The organism is Streptococcus sp. 9.1 (assembly GCF_016648815.1).
GTDB lineage: Bacteria > Bacillota > Bacilli > Lactobacillales > Streptococcaceae > Streptococcus > Streptococcus salivarius_E.
Genome location: NZ_JACLQS010000010.1, coordinates 22189 through 38372 on the forward strand (window position 1 = coordinate 22189; position 16184 = coordinate 38372).

The 16184-nt window shown below is 40.9% G+C and carries 16 protein-coding genes; 13 read left to right on the forward strand and 3 right to left on the reverse strand.

Annotated elements, in window-relative coordinates; genetic code table 11:
• Positions 1-73: 73 nt before the first annotated feature.
• Positions 74-1330, reverse strand: a complete 1257-nt coding sequence (gene pbp3 / locus H7T93_RS07420) for a D-alanyl-D-alanine carboxypeptidase PBP3 (protein WP_022496763.1) — start codon at positions 1328-1330, stop codon at positions 74-76.
• A 144-nt stretch (positions 1331-1474) separates the two neighbouring features.
• Positions 1475-2722 (reverse strand): D-alanyl-D-alanine carboxypeptidase PBP3, encoded by a 1248-nt coding sequence (gene pbp3 / locus H7T93_RS07425; protein WP_022496762.1) that lies wholly within the window; start codon positions 2720-2722, stop codon positions 1475-1477.
• Positions 2723-2931: 209 nt separating this feature from the next.
• On the opposite strand from pbp3 (H7T93_RS07425), the gene pnp reads away from it, so the two are divergent.
• From pnp to rpsI, 13 genes are all read left to right on the forward strand, one after another.
• Positions 2932-5169, forward strand: a complete 2238-nt coding sequence (pnp, locus tag H7T93_RS07430) for a polyribonucleotide nucleotidyltransferase (RefSeq protein WP_022496761.1) — start codon at positions 2932-2934, stop codon at positions 5167-5169.
• Positions 5166-5936: an SseB family protein gene (locus H7T93_RS07435; RefSeq protein WP_049546073.1), complete on the forward strand. Its 771-nt coding sequence runs from the start codon at positions 5166-5168 to the stop codon at positions 5934-5936. The genes pnp and H7T93_RS07435 overlap by 4 nt, the downstream gene beginning before the upstream one ends.
• A gap of 86 nt (positions 5937-6022) precedes the next feature.
• Positions 6023-6643, forward strand: a complete 621-nt coding sequence (gene cysE / locus H7T93_RS07440; RefSeq protein WP_014633706.1) for a serine O-acetyltransferase — start codon at positions 6023-6025, stop codon at positions 6641-6643.
• 376 nt (positions 6644-7019) lie between these two features.
• Positions 7020-8363, forward strand: coding sequence for a cysteine--tRNA ligase (gene cysS / locus H7T93_RS07445; RefSeq protein ID WP_014633787.1), 1344 nt, complete (start codon positions 7020-7022; stop codon positions 8361-8363).
• The gene (locus H7T93_RS07450; RefSeq protein ID WP_048790652.1) at positions 8356-8757 is read left to right on the forward strand and encodes a Mini-ribonuclease 3; all 402 of its coding nucleotides are present in this window, start codon (positions 8356-8358) and stop codon (positions 8755-8757) included. The genes cysS and H7T93_RS07450 overlap by 8 nt, the downstream gene beginning before the upstream one ends.
• 289 nt (positions 8758-9046) lie before the next feature.
• A complete protein-coding gene (locus H7T93_RS07455; protein ID WP_004182169.1) occupies positions 9047-10723 on the forward strand; it encodes a hypothetical protein in 1677 nt (558 codons plus the stop codon).
• A gap of 47 nt (positions 10724-10770) precedes the next feature.
• Positions 10771-11514, forward strand: coding sequence for a 23S rRNA (guanosine(2251)-2'-O)-methyltransferase RlmB (gene rlmB / locus H7T93_RS07460; RefSeq protein WP_002886369.1), 744 nt, complete (start codon positions 10771-10773; stop codon positions 11512-11514).
• A 2-nt stretch (positions 11515-11516) separates the two neighbouring features.
• Positions 11517-12032: an NYN domain-containing protein gene (locus tag H7T93_RS07465; protein WP_002889631.1), complete on the forward strand. Its 516-nt coding sequence runs from the start codon at positions 11517-11519 to the stop codon at positions 12030-12032.
• Between the two features lie 8 nt (positions 12033-12040).
• Positions 12041-12901, forward strand: coding sequence for a DegV family protein (locus H7T93_RS07470; RefSeq protein WP_201041722.1), 861 nt, complete (start codon positions 12041-12043; stop codon positions 12899-12901).
• Positions 12902-13052: 151 nt separating this feature from the next.
• On the forward strand, positions 13053-13523 hold the full coding sequence (locus tag H7T93_RS07475; RefSeq protein ID WP_201041723.1) for a hypothetical protein: 471 nt from the start codon (positions 13053-13055) through the stop codon (positions 13521-13523).
• Positions 13524-13532: 9 nt separating this feature from the next.
• Positions 13533-13733, forward strand: a complete 201-nt coding sequence (locus H7T93_RS07480; RefSeq protein ID WP_002886373.1) for a helix-turn-helix transcriptional regulator — start codon at positions 13533-13535, stop codon at positions 13731-13733.
• Positions 13734-13983: 250 nt separating this feature from the next.
• Positions 13984-14430: a 50S ribosomal protein L13 gene (gene rplM, locus H7T93_RS07485; protein ID WP_002886374.1), complete on the forward strand. Its 447-nt coding sequence runs from the start codon at positions 13984-13986 to the stop codon at positions 14428-14430.
• 27 nt (positions 14431-14457) lie between these two features.
• Positions 14458-14850, forward strand: a complete 393-nt coding sequence (rpsI, locus tag H7T93_RS07490) for a 30S ribosomal protein S9 (RefSeq protein WP_002888293.1) — start codon at positions 14458-14460, stop codon at positions 14848-14850.
• A 110-nt stretch (positions 14851-14960) separates the two neighbouring features.
• Here rpsI and H7T93_RS07495 read toward each other — a convergent pair whose 3' ends face one another.
• Positions 14961-16178, reverse strand: coding sequence for a tyrosine-type recombinase/integrase (locus H7T93_RS07495; RefSeq protein WP_201041724.1), 1218 nt, complete (start codon positions 16176-16178; stop codon positions 14961-14963).
• Positions 16179-16184 lie beyond the last annotated feature (6 nt).

Genomic DNA, 16184 nt, shown 5'->3' on the forward strand with positions numbered 1-16184 from the left:
GGAGTCAAGGTAGAGTCAATCTTTCTGTAAAGTTGGGTAAAAGAAAAAGCCGAGCAAGGCTCGACTATAAGGTTTAGAGTTTTTCGTTGACAAAGGTGACAAAGTGATTCCACCAGACCTTGAGGAAGAAGCTTTTCTTAACTTCTTTACCAGCAACCAGTTCCATGCTAGGCATACCTTGGTTAGGTAGGTAACCTTCTCCGACAAGTGACTTATCTTCAAAGGTAGCAGTTCCAACCTTGTCTCCTGGTTTGACAGGAGCTTGGACTTGATTTGTAGTAACTTTAATATGTTTACTATTGTTAGCATCTATTTTTTGGATGATATTAAAGTCAGACTTAGCGACGGCAGTGACTTGCTTAGATTTACCATCAATAACATGGGCTTGACTTTTACCGATAGCTTGTCCTTTTTTGGCAATGGTCTTGCTTTCCCAATGATAGACTACGTAGTTAAGTAGGTCATTGGTTGCAGTGAAACGGGCGTAGTCATCAGTATCGGTATTATCAGCATTCATAATGACTGTGATAATGCTCATGCCACTTTCATTTGAGTGGGCCACGAAGGAAGCACCGGCCAAATCGGTGGTACCTGTTTTTAGACCATCAACTCCCTTGCGGTAACTAGGTTGTCCCTTAAGCATGTAGTTGAAGGTTTTAAGTTTGTTGACACCATCAAAATCAGCCTCGGTTTTTTTAGTGATATCGAGAATTTCAGGATATTCTTTCACCACGTGTTGCGCAATGATAGCAACGTCCTTAGCACTCATGGTGTTTTCTTCGTCAGATTTAGAGCCTGGATAGATATTGTCACCTAAGTAGGAATTATTAAGACCAGAGGCATTGACAATCTTGGCATCAGTGATACCCCAATCTTTAAGTTGGGCTTTCATCATATCGACAAACTTGCTTTCGGTTCCACCGATTTCCTCAGCTAGAGCAATGGATGCACTATTGGCACTGGAAATAAGGGTTGCGTCAAGGAGCTGTTTAACAGTGTACTTACGGGCATCTAGTGGAATATTGGATACTCCGGCACTGACAGTTAGTTCAAAGGGATAGTCAGAAATCTCAACTTTGCTATTCCATTTGAGGTCTCCCTGATCTACCGCTTTATACACCATGTAGGCCGTTAGGAGCTTGGTAATAGAGCCAATCCCTGTAGAGGTAGTGGCATCTTTTTCGTATAAAATTTTGCCAGTAGTCGCTTCGACAGCGATGGCATGTTTGGCTGCGGCATCATATCCTTTTTTCTTATCTGCTGCAAAAGCAGGGGCTACGCTTCCCAGACAGAGTAAGAAGGTCATCATAAGCGTAATCAGTTTTTTCATGGTTTGTTCCTTCATGTGTTTTGGATATTTATTATACCACATTTTGAGAGGAACTTAAGGTGTTGAGAAGGGGCTTTTACTTACAAGACCAATTTTGAAGGCAAGATAAAACTACCTTTTGATAGCTAAAAGGTAGTTTTGTGTTTACTTGTTTCCTGTAAAGAAATTAACGATATGATTCCACCAAACTTTTAAGAAGAAACTTTTCTTGATAGATTGGTTGGCTGTTACAGAAACTTGAGGTGGCTCAGAGATGTAACCTGTCCCTACGAGATCCTTATCATCAAAAGTTGCAGTTCCGATAGTATCCCCTTTTTTGATAGGTGCCGTTATGGTTTTTGCTTTGATTTTAACAGCATCATTTTTACTATTTATTTTTTGAACGACCGTAAGGTCTGACTCGAGTTTAGCAGAGATGGTTTGGCTATCTCCGTCAGCCACCTTGATATCATTTTTCTTGACGATTTGTCCTTTGGTGTTGAGGGTTTTGATTTCCCAGTTTTGTGTCACATAATCTAGCAACTCATTTGTGGCTGTGAATCTGGCAGCTTCATCTTCTCCGCCATTATCCGCATTCATAACAACGGTAATCAAGCTCATGCCATTTTCATTGGAGTGGGCTACGAAGGAAGCCCCTGCAAGTTCAGTTGTTCCAGTCTTGAGTCCATCAACGCCTTCACGGTAGTTGTCTTGACCTTCTAACATGTAGTTGTGCGTCGTTAATTTGTTGTCACCTTCGAAATCAGTTTCGGTTTGCTTGGTGATTTCAAGTACCTGAGGATAGTCTTTGATGAGGTGGTCTGCAATAATGGCAACATCTAGAGCACTCATAGTATTTTCGTCATCTGCTTTAGAGCCAGGATAGCGGTTATCGCCTAGGTATTTATTATTTAGTCCTGAAGCGTTGTATAATTTAGCATCTGTAATGCCCCACTCTTTAAGTTGGGCTGTCATAGTGTCAACAAATGCACTCTCTGATCCTGAGATTTTTTCAGCTAGAGCAATAGCAGTACTGTTAGCGCTGGAAATGAGGGTGGCATCTAGGAGCTGTTTAACAGTGTATTTTCGGGAATCTAGTGGGACATTTGAAACTTCTGAATCAACGGTTAAGTTGAAAGGATAGTCTGAGATATCGACGTCAGTGTCCCAGGTAATTTTTCCTTGGTCAACTGCTTTATAGACCATGTAGGCTGTTAGGATTTTAGTCATTGAAGCCACACCGTCAGGAGTAGTGGCGTCCTTTTCATAGAGGACTTTCCCTGTAGTTGCTTCGACAGCAATCGCATGTTTAGCGGAAACATTGAAGTCATCTGTCTGTTCTTGTGCTAGAGCAGGTGTTACTAGGCCTAGTAAGATTAAGGCAATCATAATGATGTGTTGTAATTTTTTCATAGTCATTCCTTTGTCTCTCATAAGTGTTTATTATATCACAAAACGACTTAAATATCTGAGAGAAAGGGAGACTTGGGTGCTAACTTATGCCGGAGCTCTGCCATTTTTGACTATATTATGGTAAAATGAAAGTTATATCAAATGAATGACATAAAGTTGACCGGTTCGTTTTTGTAAGGGCTGGTCATGGATAAAAAGAGGGATCAAACATGGCTAAACAAACTTTTGAGATGACCTTTGCAGGACGCCCGCTTGTCGTTGAAGTTGGGCAGGTAGCCAAGCAGGCTAATGGTGCTGTCGTCGTGCGTTATGGAGATACAACGGTATTATCAACAGCTGTTATGTCTAAAAAGATGGCAACGGCAGATTTCTTTCCTTTACAGGTTAATTATGAGGAAAAAATGTATGCAGCTGGCAAGTTCCCGGGGGGCTTTAACAAGCGTGAGGGTCGCCCTTCAACAGATGCCACGTTGACTGCTCGCCTCATTGATCGTCCTATTCGTCCTATGTTTGCGGAGGGCTTTCGTAACGAAGTTCAGGTCATTAACACGGTTCTCTCTTATGATGAGAATGCTAGTGCTCCGATGGCGGCTATGTTTGGGAGTTCTTTAGCTCTTTCTATCTCTGATATTCCTTTCAATGGTCCAATTGCTGGGGTTCAAGTAGCCTATGCTGCAGAAGATTTCATCATCAATCCAAGTGCAGCGGATAAGGAAGTTTCACTTTTAGATTTGACAGTGGCAGGTACCAAGGAAGCTATCAATATGGTAGAGTCAGGTGCCCAGGAATTGTCTGAGGATATTATGTTGCAAGCACTCTTGAAGGGGCATGAGGCCATTCAAGAGTTGGTTGATTTCCAAAATTATATCGTTGCAGCTGTTGGTAAGGAAAAGGCTGAGGTTGAACTTCTACAAGTTGATGCTGATTTGAAAGTCGAAATCGAAACAGCTTATTATGATCAGTTAGCGAAGGCTGTTCAGGTGGAAGAAAAACTGGCGCGTGAAGCAGCAACTCAGGCTGTAAAAGAAGAAGTCCTCGCTTCTTATCAAGAACGCTTTGCAGAAGATGAAGATAAGGAAACCATTCTGCGTGATGTGGCAGAAATTCTTGAGCAGATGGAACATGCTGAGGTGCGCCGTCTCATTACCGAGGATAAGGTTCGTCCAGATGGCCGTCGTGTGGATGAAATCCGTCCTTTGGACGCAGAGATTGACTTTCTTCCTAAGGTTCATGGTTCAGGTCTCTTTACACGTGGTCAAACTCAAGCCTTGTCAGTTTTGACTTTGGCACCTATGAGTGATACACAGCTTGTTGATGGTTTGGATCCAGAGTATAAGAAACGTTTCCTTCACCACTATAATTTCCCTCAGTATTCAGTGGGTGAGACAGGGCGTTACGGTGCACCAGGTCGACGTGAGATTGGTCACGGAGCCTTGGGTGAACGTGCCCTTGCTCAGGTTCTCCCAAGTGTTGAAGAGTTCCCTTATGCTATCCGTTTGGTAGCAGAAGTCTTGGAGTCAAATGGTTCTTCCTCACAAGCTTCTATTTGTGCAGGAACCTTGGCTCTTATGGCTGGTGGTGTACCGATTAAGGCACCTGTTGCAGGTATTGCCATGGGACTTATCTCAGATGGTACTAACTACACTGTCCTAACTGATATTCAAGGTTTGGAAGATCATTTTGGAGATATGGACTTTAAGGTGGCTGGGACACGTCAAGGAATTACAGCTCTTCAGATGGATATTAAGATTTCGGGTATTACACCGGCCATTCTCGAAGAGGCTTTGGCTCAGGCAAAGGTAGCTCGTTTTGAAATTCTTGATGTTATTGAGTCAGCAATCGCTGAGCCACGTCCAGAATTGGCACCAACAGCACCTAAGATTGATAGCATTCAGATTCCTGTTGACAAGATCAAGGTTGTCATCGGTAAAGGTGGCGAAACTATTGATAAGATTATCGCTGAAACTGGTGTCACTATTGATATCGATGAAGAAGGTCTTGTTCAGATTTTCTCTAGCGATCAGGATGCTATTAACCGTGCTAAAACTATCATCTCCGATCTTGTACGTGAAGCTAAGGTTGGAGAGGTTTACACTGTACCCGTTGTCCGTATTGAAAAGTTCGGTGCCTTCGTCCACCTTTTCAATAAGACAGATGCTCTCATCCACATCTCAGAACTAGCTTGGGAACGTACTGAGCATGTCGAAGATGTGGTTAAAGTTGGGGGTACGGTAACTGTTAAAATTATCAAAATCGATGAAAAAGGACGTATCGATGCCTCAATCAAGGCCTTGCTTCCTAAGCCTGAAAAACTTGATGATGGGGAAAATGGAGGAGAGCATCGTCACCGCCGTCGTTCTCATCATAAACCACGCCACCATAATGAAAGTGGTGAAGCACCGAAAAATCCTGATAAATCAGAAACGAAAGAACAGACAGAAGAATGACAGAAAATCAAGAATTGCAAGCTTTTGATGAAACTCTAAAAGAATTTTTAAAGGAACCAGACCACTTTTTGACCAGTTTGGCTTTGGTTAATCACCTACAACGTACTCCCGTCTTGGCTGCCCAAGACCTCTACGCAGTTGAAGTGGAAGGCAAGAAGGTTGTTCCTGTCTTCACTAGTGAACAGGACTTACAATCTTTCAAAGCTACTCAAGAGAGTGCTCGAGAACAGACTTGGATAGAACGTTCAAGCTTAGATATCCTAACACAACTGGTTCAGGCAGAGCTTTTTGGTCTTGCTTTCAATTTAAAAGAGGATGGTGATTTCTCAAACACCACTCTGTTTGCAAGCAGTGAACTTATCCAGTTTATCAACTATTTCACTCAGACCTTAAATAATCTTTTGGGTGAGGAAAATCAAAAGGCAGATTTTAAAGATAAGATTTATCTTGTTCCAGCCTTCATTCACAAACGCGAGGAAGATGGTCAGGATGACCGTTTCTTTGCGACCATGTCGAATGCAGAGGGACAGAGTTATGTGCCAGTGTTTACGAACTTAACGAGCTTTGCAAAATGGTACGGTAACGAAACTTTTGGCCTACCTTTCCGTAAGGCTAAAGGGACGATTTTACAATGGCCACTGTCAGAAATTTACCAGCCTTCAACAGGTGAAAATGAGTTGGATAAGGTTCAAGGTATTGTCATCAATCCGTTTGATGAGCAACCTGAGTTAGTCGATTGGTCTTATTTTGAGGGGGATAGCGAGTAGACCTAGTGTTTACAGCTCTCCACTTTAAAGAAATAATAGGGCCACAACAAACAATAATAGCAATAATGATGTAAGGAGTGACCTAAATGGGTTGGTGGAAAGAAAGTATTGATATAGTAAAGAAAAATGACCCAGCAGCTCGGACGAGTCTGGAGGTTCTTTTAACCTACCCTGGATTAAAAGCCTTGGCTGCTCATCGTATCTCACATTTTCTCTGGCGCCACCATTGTCGACTCTTAGCGCGTATGCATAGTCAGTTTTGGCGCTTCTGGACTCAAATCGAGATTCACCCAGGGGCTCAGATTGCTGAAGGTGTTTTCATCGACCATGGCTCAGGCCTTGTCATTGGTGAGACAGCTGTTGTGGAGAAGGGTGCTATGCTTTACCACGGTGTCACTTTAGGTGGTACTGGTAAAGATGTCGGAAAACGTCACCCAACCGTTCGTGAGGGTGCCTTGGTTTCAGCCCATGCTCAGGTCATAGGCCCTATTGAGATTGGAAAGAATTCTAAGGTCGGTGCGGCAGCTGTGGTTGTTGCGGATGTCCCAGAAGATGTTACAGTCGTTGGTGTTCCTGCTAAGGTTGTGCGTGTTCATGGTCAAAAGGATGAAGAAGTTATTCACGATATTGAAGAAGGACGTGAATACTATAGCGAAAAACTAGAAGACCTTCTAAAAGCAGCTAGCTTCCACTCATCACGGCTATAAGGAAAGGAAACGATGAAACTATTTAGTTCAAAGGTGACTCGATTGACGGTCGTGGGCCCTCTTGCCCTTGTTTACATTGCTTTACATAGAGCAGACTATAGCATGGCAGCCTTGTGGTTTTGCATTGCTCTTTTATGGGCTGGTCTTGTTTTTAAGCAACGTCACAAGTAATACTTGAGTTATGAAAAATTTATTCAAAAACAATCCTTTTTTGGTCTTCTATATAGTTGGGAGTTTCCTTTCAGCTATGTCTCTCTTGGCTCAAGGTCAGCTAGTTGCGGCTATATGGATTATCATTCTTGTGATACTCTTGTGTTTATACCTAAACCATATCAAGGATAAAAAATAGTTTCCAGTTAATTGAAAGGAATCTCTAGTGATTAAAATTTATGATACGATGACGCGTTCGCTCCGTGATTTTGTACCTTTGACAGAAAATGTTGTCAATATGTATGTCTGCGGACCAACAGTTTACAATTATATTCATATCGGAAATGCCCGTTCAGCAGTAGCTTTTGATACTATTCGTCGTTATTTTGAGTATTGTGGCTATACAGTCAACTATATTTCCAACTTTACGGATGTAGATGATAAGATTATCAAGGCAGCTAATGAAGCTGGTATTTCAACTAAGGAATTGTCGGACAAGTTTATCGCGGCCTTTATGGAAGATACCGGACAACTTGGCATCAAACCAGCGACACAAAATCCTCGTGTTATTAACTATATGGATGAAATCATTGCATTCGTGTCGACCTTGGTTGACAAAGGATTTGCCTATGTCTCTGAAGGTGATGTTTACTTCCGAGTAGCTAAGTCAAACAACTATGCTAAATTGGCTAACAAGACCTTGGAAGATCTTGAAATTGGTGCAAGCGGACGTACGGATGCTGAAACAGAACGTAAGGAAAATCCTCTGGATTTTGCCCTTTGGAAAGCTGCCAAAGAGGGAGAAGTTTCTTGGGACAGCCCATGGGGACCTGGTCGTCCTGGTTGGCACATCGAATGTTCTGTAATGGCGACTGAAATCCTTGGAGATACTATCGATATTCATGGTGGAGGGGCAGACCTTGAGTTTCCACACCATACCAATGAAATTGCCCAATCAGAAGCCAAAACTGGCAAGACCTTTGCTAACTACTGGATGCATAATGGTTTTGTCAATGTGGATAATGAAAAAATGTCAAAATCCTTGGGTAACTTCGTGACCGTTCACGATATGCTTCAAACGGTTGATGGTCAAGTGCTTCGTTTCTTCCTAGCGACACAACAGTATCGTAAACCAATTAACTTTACAGAAAAAGCTATCCATGATGCTGAAGTTAATCTTAAGTATTTGAAAAATACCCACAGTCTTCCGTTGACAGAACAGGTGAATCAAGCTGAGTTGCAAACTTATCTTGACACCTTCCAAGAAGCTATGGATGATGACTTTAATACGGCAAACGGAGTGACTGTTCTGTTTGACATGGCCAAATGGATTAATTCAGGCAATTATGATCAAACCGTTAAGGATGCTTTTGAAAAAATGCTCCAAGTCTTCGGTATTGTTTTCGAAGAAGAAGTCCTTGATGAAGATATCGAAAAACTCATTGAAGAGCGTCAAGCGGCGCGTGCTAACAAGGACTTTGCGACTGCAGACCGCATTCGTGATGAGTTAGCTGCTCAAGGTATCAAACTTCTTGATACCAAGGAGGGCGTGAGGTGGACACGTGACTAAACATCTTGATGTCAACCTTCTTAACGGCATTGCTCTCGCCTTTGAGGGAGATGCTGTTTATTCCTTGTACATTCGCCGTCACCTGATTTTTCAAGGTCAGACCAAGCCAAATCAACTGCACCGTCTAGCTACACGCTATGTTTCAGCTAAGGCCCAGGCTAGTCTCATTGAAAAAATGCTAGAGCAAGAGCTTTTGACTGAAAAAGAGCTAGACATCTATAAAAGAGGGCGTAATGCGAATAGCCATACCAAGGCTAAAAATACAGATGTTATTACCTATAAAATGTCAACAGGCTTCGAAGCAGTCATGGGCTATCTTCATATGACCGAGGATATCGCTCGCTTAGAGGAACTGATTGCTTGGTGTATTGACGAAGTTGAAAAAGAAATCTAAAAATTCTGCCGAGAGCAGGATTTTTGTTATTTAAAGGCTATAAAAATTGTAACAGTTAGCCAGAGTTTTAACATTTAGATTATTTGAGAATCAAAGTAATTCAGCGTCTTGATAATGAAAAATAAGATGAAACTAATATTTAGCACCTTGAAAATGAGAAAGTTAAGGGGTGTCTGACACGTGTAAAACCCCGATATTATAGCGTTTTTTAATAAAACTAATTTGACAGAAAGTAAAAAAAAAGTCTATAATATTAATAAATGAGGCCATCTAAAAAATGAGGAGGTGAATGGAAATAGCTAAGAAAAAAGTTTTCTATACAACTTTTGCTGCTTTGATTTTATCTAGCTTTACGCTTCAAACAGGTAAAGCAGATGAAGTTCAGGTAAAACCTGATGAAGCTAAAATAGATTATGTTAATAGTGAGGCACCGGCTCCAGTTGCTCCTCAGGCTGATTTTTCATCAGTAGGAGCTAAGGCAGAGCCAGCGAGTCAAGTAGGTTCAGTAGTGACCTCAACATCACTGATGGTTGTCTCTTCAAGTGAGACAGATGAGGGGCTTCTTGAGGTACATTCTCAAGTTGATATCGTGGAGACTAGCGTTTCTACGACGACACCTCATTCAGAAGAGGCTCGTGCCCAGGCTTTTGGTGAGGATCGATCAGTAGCGGCATCTGAACGAGGAGATGCAAACCCAACATCTGATTCTGAACAAGCTAAACCAAATATTGTGCTTACTTATGATAAGTCTCGTGAGGCTACAGCGACTGCAGAGTCTCAAGCTGTGACTTCAATGTATAAGAGTGAAAGCACCCTATATACATCTGAACTTGCTGGAAATACACATGCAGTTATTGAAAAATCAGAGTATTCTTCACTGGATTCTCATACGACATCTGTAAGTGCGACTCCTACTAGCCAAGCTATTGCAACTTCTGAAGTCGCTTCTGAGTCTGCAAGTACTGCAAGCTCTCTTGCATCTACGGCTCCAGAAACGAGTCAGTTAAATAATAATTCAGAAGATAGCTTAACTGTCCTTACGGTTGGCTGGAAAGATTCATCATCAACTTCTGAGGTCTTTAAAACTTCTGAAGTGGTTTCTATGTTGCAAAGTGAGAGTTTGACCTATTCGTCAGAGGTAACCTTTACGGATGGACTCATCTCAGAAATCTTAGCGACTCCAATCACTTCTGAAGTATATACCGTTGTTCCAAAACGAGACAGTACTGGAGCGCTTCTTGAAGATCAACCTGCTGTTACAGGGAATACAGATATTCTTTATTTAGCACGTGGTGAAATCTTTAACGTCAACTTTGATGTTAACAAGATGGAAGGTAAGAAGATTAAGGGCCTTAATCTAGTCCTTGATGGCAAACAAATTCATCATAGCTACTTTGTTGAAGGAACTCTGGATGAGGTCAATGCTGGTTTGAGTGCCTACCATTTGGCAGAGCAAACGACTGGTATTCATAAAATGACCTTTGAGTTGATTGATACGAATAACAATATTCATTACCTGACACAGACTTTTAGCGTCTTCAATGAAGGCGAGCGTCCAGTGACACCGGATAGTTACCGTAGGAATCAGTATTCATCAACAACGACAACAACGACTGTACCGGTTACTTATAATACCAGTGCAAATAGCTACACTGAAACCGCCAATCATATACAAGCTACGGCTGTCAATGAGTTGGCTGAGACAACTAGAGCGCTAACACAGCAATTGGCAGAACAAATTGCTGAGGTTTTGAGTGGTTGGTCTTCAGCGATTTCTGGAAATAGTTCAACAAGCACAGGTTCAATTGATATCTTCCAAGCAGCAGGTAAAACCATTACTCAAGCTGCGAGAAAGATTGCAGAATCAATCTCAGATCCAGATACAATTGGTAAGCAAGCTTTGGCTGCTGCAACTGTTGTTCTCGTTCTACTAGTGCTTTACCTAGCAGCAATTACATTTATTTAACATGCTTTGCCCTCGTAAGAGGGCTTTTTTTATGATAGAATTAGCTTATGAAAACAACTAAAGAATCAAGTCTAGACATTGTTTATGGTGTGCATGCCGTAACAGAGAGTCTAGAAGCAAATACTGGAAATAAACTCTATATTCAAGATGATCTTCGAGGGAAAAATGTTGATGCCATTAAGGCTTTGGCAGCTGAAAAGAAGGTTTCCATCTCTTGGACACCTAAGAAAACCTTGTCTGATATGACAGGTGGAGCTGTGCATCAAGGTTTTGTTCTTCGTGTGTCAGAGTTCGCTTACTCTGAGCTCTCAGTTATTATGGATAAGGCTGAACAAGAGGAGAATCCTCTAGTCCTCATTTTAGATGGACTCAACGATCCTCATAACTTTGGTTCTATCCTACGTACAGCTGATGCTACTCAGGTGACAGGAGTTATTATTCCTAAGCATCGTGCTGTGGGGGTAACACCTGTCGTTGCCAAGACATCAACAGGGGCTGTGGAGCATATTCCCATTGCCCGAGTGACCAATCTTAGCCAAACTCTTGATAAGCTTAAAGAAGCAGGCTTCTGGGTATTTGGTACGGATATGGATGGCACCCCATCTCATAAATGGAACACAGCTGGAAAGGTTGCCCTTATCATTGGTAATGAAGGTAAGGGAATCTCTGCTAACATCAAGAAACAAGTGGATGAGATGATTACTATACCCATGAGTGGTCATGTGCAGAGCCTTAATGCCAGTGTGGCAGCAGCAGTTCTCATGTATGAAGTTTATCGAAACCGATTGTAACTATGAAAAAAAGAATACTTCTAGTTGATGGTTATAATATGATTGCCTTTTGGCAAGAAACCCGTCAACTCTTTAAGACCAACCAGCTTGATGAAGCTCGTGAAACCTTGCTTCGTAAGCTCAATCATTATGCTAACTTTGAACATATTGATATTATCTGTGTGTTTGATGCCCAGTTTGTTCCAGGGAGTCGTCAACGTTATGATCAATATCGTATCAGTGTCATTTTTACTGAGGAAGATGAGACAGCAGATAGCTATATTGAGCGCGCAGCAGCTGAGATGAATACTGTTCAAAATCTAGTTGAAGTAGCAACTAGTGACTTAAATGAACAGTGGGCTATCTTTTCACAAGGAGCTTTACGTGTTTCGGCGCGTGAGTTGGAAGAGCGTGTCAATACCGTTAAGTCTGATCTAGACAAGATGTCGGCACATATTGACTTAAAGACACCAAAACTACGTCCTTGGGACGATGCACAATTAGGGAAATTACAGGACCTTTTAAATGAAATAGAATAGAGGGATTTATGACATTTAACATTTTGACAGATTCCACAGCAGATCTAGATGAAAAATGGGCTCAGGAGAATAAGGTAGAGCTCGTTGGTTTGACCATCACGCTTGATGATATCGCCTATGAGACCGTTGGTCCTAACCGCTTAATGAGTGACCGTCTCTTAGAACGTATGCAAGAAGGCAGTCAGCCTACCACAAGCCAGGTGAATGTTGGTCAATTTGAAGAGGTTTTTCGTCGTCATGCCAAAAATGGTGATGCTCTTCTCTATATTGCCTTCTCATCAGTGCTTTCAGGTACTTATCAAAGTGCTGTTATAGCGCGTGACATGATTTTGGATGAATACCCAGAAGCTGTCATTGAGATTGTAGATACCCTGGCGGCAGCAGGTGGGGAAGGTTATCTCTCTATCTTGGCGGCAGAAGCTCGTGACCAAGGTAAGAGCTTATCTGAAACGAAAGCCATGATTGAGGACATTCTGCCACGTTTACGGACCTATTTCTTAGTTGATGATCTCTACCATCTCATGCGTGGGGGTCGCCTTTCTAAGAGCTCAGCCATTATTGGTAGTTTGATTAATATCAAGCCTCTTCTTTGGCTGGACGCTTCAGGTAAGTTGGTTCCTCTGGCCAAAATCCGTGGACGCAAAAAGGCCATTAAAGAAATGGTCCTACAAGCTACCCAGGATATTGGACATAGCACAGCAATTGTCGCTTATGCCAATGATATTGAAGCAGCGAAGAATCTAAAAGAACAATTATTAGCAGTTGACGGCATTGAGCAAGTTCTCATTATGCCACTTGGGCCAGTTATTTCTACCCACGTCGGACCAGATACCTTGGCCGTCTTCACGATTGGTAAAGAAGCTAGATAGAAAAAGTGTCAGATAGGATTTCCTATCTGATTTTTTGTTTTCTGAATGCTAGATTAATAGAAAATCAAAAGATAATCCATACAAAATGAATGATATATTTGACATAACGTAAAATAACGCTATAATAAATCTAGAAAATGGAGGAAACAAAATGAAAAAGTCAAAGAAAAAAGTAGCTAGCACGATGGATGAACGTGCTCGATTAATCAGTGCAGAATCTGCTGCTAGAGGTTATTGGGTAGCCATACTTGGTATACTTGTAACAATTCTGGTTACTGATAAGACACACTCCATCGAATTAGTGCAGTCATTATTAATCATTACTTTATTTGGTTCTATGTGCGTGGTCGTGGTGCGCAGCGTATCACATAATGGGCATCCATTCTTACTGGACAAAAAAATTGAGAAGAAAGTATTAATATTTTCCTGGGTAACGTTACTTGGTGGAACTTTTGTATCGTTAATATATCTACTAATTTTAGTACAGTCGTTTAGATTGGGTAAGAATCTTATGGGCAGTGTAACAGTTTTGACATCGAGTTTGATTTTATGCTATGAAGGATGGGCTATCATCAAAAGAATCAAGAAGAACCGTCTGGAAGAACTAGAAGACGAAGAATAGGATTTTTGAATGAAAAATTTAAAAATGAAGTCAGCGCGTGTAGCAAAGGATCTCACTCAACAAGGCTTGGCAGATGCAATTGGTGTTTCGCGTCAGACCATTTCAGCTATTGAAAAAGGTGATTATAACCCAACTATAAATCTGTGTATTGCTATCTGCAAAACTCTGGACAAAACTTTAGACCAGCTTTTTTGGGAATCTGAGGATTAGTTTGTATCGCTTTAGAGGTCATTTAGGCATGATTTCTAGTCTTACACCTTATAAAATGAGAGACTAAAAAAATACAAAAAATAAAAGAAAAACACCTCCAAATGACTTGCCTTGGACGTGTTTTTTTGATATTATGTTAAACGGTATTGTTTACCCCATTTGAAAGGCCCCGGAACCTTCCAAATACTTTTCGATGGGAAGGAACACCCATCACTCGTAAACAAAAATCGAACTATATATAGGAGAAATCATGAACAAAACAACATTTATGGCTAAACCAGGCCAAGTTGAACGTAAATGGTATGTCGTTGACGCAACTGATGTGCCACTTGGACGTCTTTCTGCAGTAGTTGCTAGCGTACTTCGCGGAAAAAACAAACCAACTTTCACACCACACACTGATACAGGTGACTTCGTAATCGTTATCAATGCTGAAAAAGTTAAATTGACTGGTAAAAAAGCAACTGATAAGATCTACTACACTCACTCAATGTACCCAGGTGGATTGAAACAAATCTCAGCAGGTGAACTTCGTTCTAAAAATGCTGTTCGTTTGATCGAAAAATCAGTTAAAGGTATGCTTCCACACAACACTCTTGGACGCGCACAAGGTATGAAATTGAAAGTCTTCGTTGGCGGTGAGCACACTCACGCTGCACAACAACCAGAAGTACTTGATATCTCAGGACTTATCTAATTCTAAGAGGAAAGGAGCACTAATATAATGGCACAAGCACAATATGCAGGTACAGGACGCCGTAAAAACGCCGTTGCACGCGTACGTTTGGTTCCAGGTACTGGTAAAATCACAGTTAACAAAAAAGATGTAGAAGAATACATCCCACACGCAGACCTTCGTCTCGTTATCAACCAACCTTTTGCAGTTACTTCAACTGAAGGTTCATACGACGTACACGTTAACGTTGTAGGTGGTGGATACGCTGGTCAATCAGGTGCGATCCGTCACGGTATCGCTCGTGCACTTCTTCAAGTAGATCCAGACTTCCGCGATTCATTGAAACGCGCTGGACTTCTTACTCGTGATGCACGTATGGTTGAACGTAAGAAACCAGGTCTTAAGAAAGCTCGTAAAGCTAGCCAGTTCTCTAAACGTTAAGAAACGGCTACAATACAGCATTTATCAACACTTCATGGTTCACACCATGGGGTGTTTTTTGATGTTTTTTTAGCAAAATTCACACCACTTTTCACACCAAATTCACACCATTACTTTTTAAGGTTACGGTAGGCAATTTCACCAACAGCCATTGGTATGACATTTGAAGTGTTGACATAGGTCTTAGTTGTGAGAGTATCGCTATGCGTTAAAGCTTCCGAAATGTCCTCTAGTGATGTGCCAAATTGTTTGGCAAGAGTTGCACCCGTATGACGTAATTTATGAGGTGTAGCGTGTGTTAGTTCCTTATGACGGCGTTCGACTGACTTCATCTTATTATTAAGATAATCAGCGTGTAAGGGACTATTAACATTCCCTTTTGTATCAATATAAGTAAAAACATACTGTTCATCAGATTGGATAATATTGAATTTTGCCAATTCCAATTTTTGTTGTTTTTTCCAAGCACAGAGTAAATCAGTTAGTTCAATAGGAATATGGAAAGTTGTCCTTTTATTTCCCTTAGTTGATTTTGGATTTTTATACTTGTCCAAGGCTTTCACTAACTGAATTTCTTGTTTCTTTAGGTTAATGTGTTTCCATTGCAAAGCGTAACTTTCGGATTTCCTATCTCCTAAGAAAAAAGTTGTATAGAATAACACATAATCTTTGAATAGGAGCTTGTCGTTTTCTAAATCTTCTTCAAAAGCGGTGAACCATGCTTGAAGTTCTGATTGTGACAGATATAAATCTTCATCATTTTTACTCTCTTGTAGTTTAATTTTTTTAGTTGCCTTAATACGGCTAATTGTTTTAGAGAGGCGATTAGTTTCGATATATTCCAATTCCTCAGCCCAATCAAAAATAGAATTAACGTAACTTCTAATGACTTTAAAGTTTGCATATTCTTCTGCCTTTTGTGTCAAAAGGTTCAAGATAACCTGTTTATTTTGATTGAGAAAATCAATGGAATAATTACCAAGCAAGGGTAGGATATGTTTTCTAAAGGCAATTTCGGTACCGTCAATAGTAGCTTGTGAAGGTGGTTTTGTGGTAGATGTTGTTTGACCTGCTTTATAGGATTCCCACCAAACATTGTGATAAAAATCGGAAAAGAGGATTGAGCCATTTGTTTCCAATGAGGTTGATTCTCCGCTTAAAATTTTATCAATCTTGTTTTGTAATTCAAGTTCGTATTTTTTAGCCTCACTCCTTAATTTGAAACGTTTTTCAATCACTTTTTTATTAATTCCCAATGAGGATTTGACTTCTTCTGGGACATAGATACGTAAGCGATAAGTTCCGTTTTTAGTTTTTGTAATTGACATAGTATT

Coding starts and splice junctions, on each gene's coding strand:
- pbp3 (WP_022496763.1), bottom strand. CDS start 1,330: ATGAAAAAACTGATTACGCTTATGATGACCTTCTTACTCTGTCTGGGA.
- pbp3 (WP_022496762.1), bottom strand. CDS start 2,722: ATGAAAAAATTACAACACATCATTATGATTGCCTTAATCTTACTAGGC.
- pnp (WP_022496761.1), top strand. CDS start 2,932: ATGGCTAAACAAACTTTTGAGATGACCTTTGCAGGACGCCCGCTTGTC.
- H7T93_RS07435 (WP_049546073.1), top strand. CDS start 5,166: ATGACAGAAAATCAAGAATTGCAAGCTTTTGATGAAACTCTAAAAGAA.
- cysE (WP_014633706.1), top strand. CDS start 6,023: ATGGGTTGGTGGAAAGAAAGTATTGATATAGTAAAGAAAAATGACCCA.
- H7T93_RS07455 (WP_004182169.1), top strand. CDS start 9,047: ATGGAAATAGCTAAGAAAAAAGTTTTCTATACAACTTTTGCTGCTTTG.
- rlmB (WP_002886369.1), top strand. CDS start 10,771: ATGAAAACAACTAAAGAATCAAGTCTAGACATTGTTTATGGTGTGCAT.
- H7T93_RS07465 (WP_002889631.1), top strand. CDS start 11,517: ATGAAAAAAAGAATACTTCTAGTTGATGGTTATAATATGATTGCCTTT.
- H7T93_RS07470 (WP_201041722.1), top strand. CDS start 12,041: ATGACATTTAACATTTTGACAGATTCCACAGCAGATCTAGATGAAAAA.
- H7T93_RS07475 (WP_201041723.1), top strand. CDS start 13,053: ATGAAAAAGTCAAAGAAAAAAGTAGCTAGCACGATGGATGAACGTGCT.
- H7T93_RS07480 (WP_002886373.1), top strand. CDS start 13,533: ATGAAAAATTTAAAAATGAAGTCAGCGCGTGTAGCAAAGGATCTCACT.
- rplM (WP_002886374.1), top strand. CDS start 13,984: ATGAACAAAACAACATTTATGGCTAAACCAGGCCAAGTTGAACGTAAA.
- rpsI (WP_002888293.1), top strand. CDS start 14,458: ATGGCACAAGCACAATATGCAGGTACAGGACGCCGTAAAAACGCCGTT.
- H7T93_RS07495 (WP_201041724.1), bottom strand. CDS start 16,178: ATGTCAATTACAAAAACTAAAAACGGAACTTATCGCTTACGTATCTAT.